Raw genomic sequence first — 2,765 nt, forward strand, 5'->3', positions numbered from 1 at the left:
CCTTAGCCATCGATACAATCCTCCGCAGAAGAAAATAGCCTTACGCTGATAAAACAAAGGCAGATATTTTCATATCTGCCTTGTTTATATGGAGCTCTTGAGCGGATTTGAACCGCTGACCTCACCCTTACCAAGGGTGTGCTCTACCAACTGAGCTACAAGAGCGAAACACTTTGTGCAAAATCCAGCAAACTTGGAGCGGGTAGCGGGAATCGAACCCGCATCATCAGCTTGGAAGGCTGAGGTTCTACCACTAAACTATACCCGCGGAGCTTGCGGCTCTCGCTAAAACTGGTGGAGGGAGAAGGATTCGAACCTTCGAAGCTCTCGCAACGGATTTACAGTCCGTCCCCTTTGACCGCTCGGGAATCCCTCCAGATGTGGCCGGCATTCTATGTGTCTGCCGTCCTAGTGTCAAGCTTTTTTTCAAATTTTTTCAATCAAATCTGAAGCTTAGCTGCTTAACACTCACTTCCAGTTCTGCCACTTGAGTGGTGTTCCCTGTGAAGCGGGCGCCATTCTATCAAGCTATTCGCCAGTTGCAATACCCTGGCAGAAAATAATTTTATGTTTTAAGTCTTTGAAATCGTTGGAAAGAGTATCGAGGACAGTTTGGTCCAGCAAACGCTCGCTTTCCGGGGAAACCTTGAGCCAGAAACCCTCGGCCCCAGGCAGTTGCCCGGACACCGGCGCAGCATTGATATCCAGGCTCAGCAAGCGCTGTCGCAGCGCATCGAGCTGCTCACGAACGGCTAGACCACCAACCACAAGACATTCGTCACGGCGCCTGGCCGGTGCAGATGCGCCGGTTTCCTTGAGCAGCCGGATCTCTTGCTGATTACCTTTATAGAGTGACAACGGGGCGACATCCTTCGCCTTCAGCGGGGCTTCCTGTTGGTGCCAGACGTAATAGAAGACATTGAGCACCAACAACAGCAGAAACAACCAACGCATAAGCACCTCAGTCCAGTGGACAGGCCATCGCCAGGCCGACAAATACCAGGTCGGGGACCACTCTGGCCTGTGGTGCCGCCTCTCGCACCAACGGCGCATCCCCACCCGTCAGGAATACAGTAAAGTCTTCACCCCACAAGGCCCGTGCCTGGTCGAGCTGGGTGCGGGCAAAACCTTGCAACATCAATACACAACCGCGCTCAACCGCCTCCACCGTGGAACGTCCTGGCGAAAGGCTGCTCAAGGCACGTTCGGCCGATGCGTCGTCATAGCGAATACGGCGGGTGTGGGTACGCAGCTGACTGCGCATCAACGGCATACCAGGACATATGTAACCGCCCAGATGCTCACCATCCGCAGAGACGAAATCGGCCTTGGCCGCTGTGCCCAGGTCAATGACCAGGCATGCACCCTTGGCGAGGTGAAAGGCACCCAATGCCGCCAACCAGCGATCCATGCCCAGGCGCTGGTAATCGTCATAACCGTTGCGTACGCCCGCCATCTGCTGCGCAGGTTCGGCAACACGCGCAGCCACTGCAAAAGCCTTGGCAATCAGCGCGCGAAGGGCATCGGTTTCATCCTCGCTACGCACACTGACCATTCGGCAACCCGTGAGTCGCAAAGACGCGAGAGCGGCGACTTCGTCAACCAGCGCCTGATCGGAATCTACTATTCCGCCACCCACGATGGTGGCATCCGCAGCATGAATGACACGCCACTTGATGAAGCTGTTACCGCAATCGAGCTCAAGAATCATCACGCAACCTCAAACTGAGCTCACCGCCACTGAAGCTCTTTACGACACCGTCGACTTCAAGGCGCAATCCGCCCTGCCCGTCTACGCCCAGCACGACACCATCGATACGGGTGGTACCCGCGATGAGAGACACATTACGCCCCTGCCATAAATGCGCTTGCTCCCATTCTTCCTGGAACGCCGCAAAACCATAGCGCCGATGACGGGCCAATTCATGCGCTAGCTGCTGACTGAGCATGGCCACCAGCTGATTGCGATCTATGGTCGCGCCGACTTCACGCCGCATCGAGGTCCACTGCTGATCGACTTGTTCGTTGACCTGCATGTTCACATTAATACCTATGCCAAGCACGACATGGCAGACGTCTGCGGGGTCGCCCACCAGCTCCAACAGGATACCGGTGATCTTCTGCCCACGGACCAAGACATCGTTGGGCCACTTCAACCCCACGTCCTTGACGCCAAACCCCTGCAACGTGCGCATCACGGCCAAGCCGACGACCAGGCTGAGACCCTCGAGCTGACGCATGCCGCCATCGACGCGCAAGACGAGGCTGTAATAGAGATTTTCCGCGAATGGACTTATCCACATGCGACCTCGGCGCCCACGTCCGGCACTTTGGCGCTCGGCCAGGACCAAGAACGGAGCCGCCTGCCCTTCACTGGCAAGGCGCAAGCCCTCGGCATTGGTCGAATCGATGGTTTCGTGGATGAAAACAGGCCAGCGCTCGCCCTCGGTGAGCTCAGCGATCGTCTGCACATCGAGCAAGCTCAGCGGTGCGGCTAGCTGGTAGCCACGCCCACGTACCTTATGAATGGTGAGGTTCAGGTCACTTTCCAGGTGTTGCAGCTGCTTCCAAACGGCGCTGCGACTTACCCCGAGGGCTGCCCCCAAGGCTTCTCCGGAATGGAACCGGCCATCCTTGAGGAGATTCAACAACTTCAGCATGCCAGTCTCGACGTTGAATAAGGCTGGCATGATAGCTAGGGGTCGTTGGCTTGCATAGGAAAAGGGCTGCGGGTAACTGCCACAACCACCAAGTATTTCAGCCAG

General features: G+C 56.4%; 3 protein-coding genes and 3 tRNA genes. All 6 read right to left on the reverse strand.

All coding sequences use genetic code 11. The features are described from left to right. Positions 1 to 89: 89 nt before the first annotated feature. Positions 90 to 165, reverse strand: a tRNA-Thr gene (locus APH28_RS25890). A gap of 29 nt (positions 166 to 194) precedes the next feature. Then, positions 195 to 268: transfer RNA gene (locus APH28_RS25895), tRNA-Gly, on the reverse strand. Between the two features lie 24 nt (positions 269 to 292). After that, positions 293 to 376 (reverse strand) — tRNA-Tyr (locus APH28_RS25900). Positions 377 to 528: 152 nt separating this feature from the next. Beyond that, positions 529 to 954: a hypothetical protein gene (locus APH28_RS25905; RefSeq protein WP_060513274.1), complete on the reverse strand. Its 426-nt coding sequence runs from the start codon at positions 952 to 954 to the stop codon at positions 529 to 531. Between the two features lie 7 nt (positions 955 to 961). Next, positions 962 to 1,711 (reverse strand): pantothenate kinase, encoded by a 750-nt coding sequence (locus tag APH28_RS25910; RefSeq protein ID WP_060513275.1) that lies wholly within the window; start codon positions 1,709 to 1,711, stop codon positions 962 to 964. After that, the gene (birA, locus tag APH28_RS25915; protein ID WP_060513276.1) at positions 1,701 to 2,660 is read right to left on the reverse strand and encodes a bifunctional biotin--[acetyl-CoA-carboxylase] ligase/biotin operon repressor BirA; all 960 of its coding nucleotides are present in this window, start codon (positions 2,658 to 2,660) and stop codon (positions 1,701 to 1,703) included. The genes APH28_RS25910 and birA overlap by 11 nt, the downstream gene beginning before the upstream one ends. Positions 2,661 to 2,765: the final 105 nt, after the last annotated feature.

The sequence above is a fragment of the Pseudomonas sp. NBRC 111124 genome (genome assembly GCF_001320245.1).
In the GTDB taxonomy this organism is placed as follows: Bacteria; Pseudomonadota; Gammaproteobacteria; order Pseudomonadales; family Pseudomonadaceae; genus Aquipseudomonas.

What these genes read in the sequence shown, in the direction of transcription:
- APH28_RS25905 (WP_060513274.1), bottom strand. Translation starts at nt 954, where the DNA reads ATGCGTTGGTTGTTTCTGCTGTTGTTGGTGCTCAATGTCTTCTATTAC.
- APH28_RS25910 (WP_060513275.1), bottom strand. Translation starts at nt 1,711, where the DNA reads ATGATTCTTGAGCTCGATTGCGGTAACAGCTTCATCAAGTGGCGTGTC.
- birA (WP_060513276.1), bottom strand. Translation starts at nt 2,660, where the DNA reads ATGCTGAAGTTGTTGAATCTCCTCAAGGATGGCCGGTTCCATTCCGGA.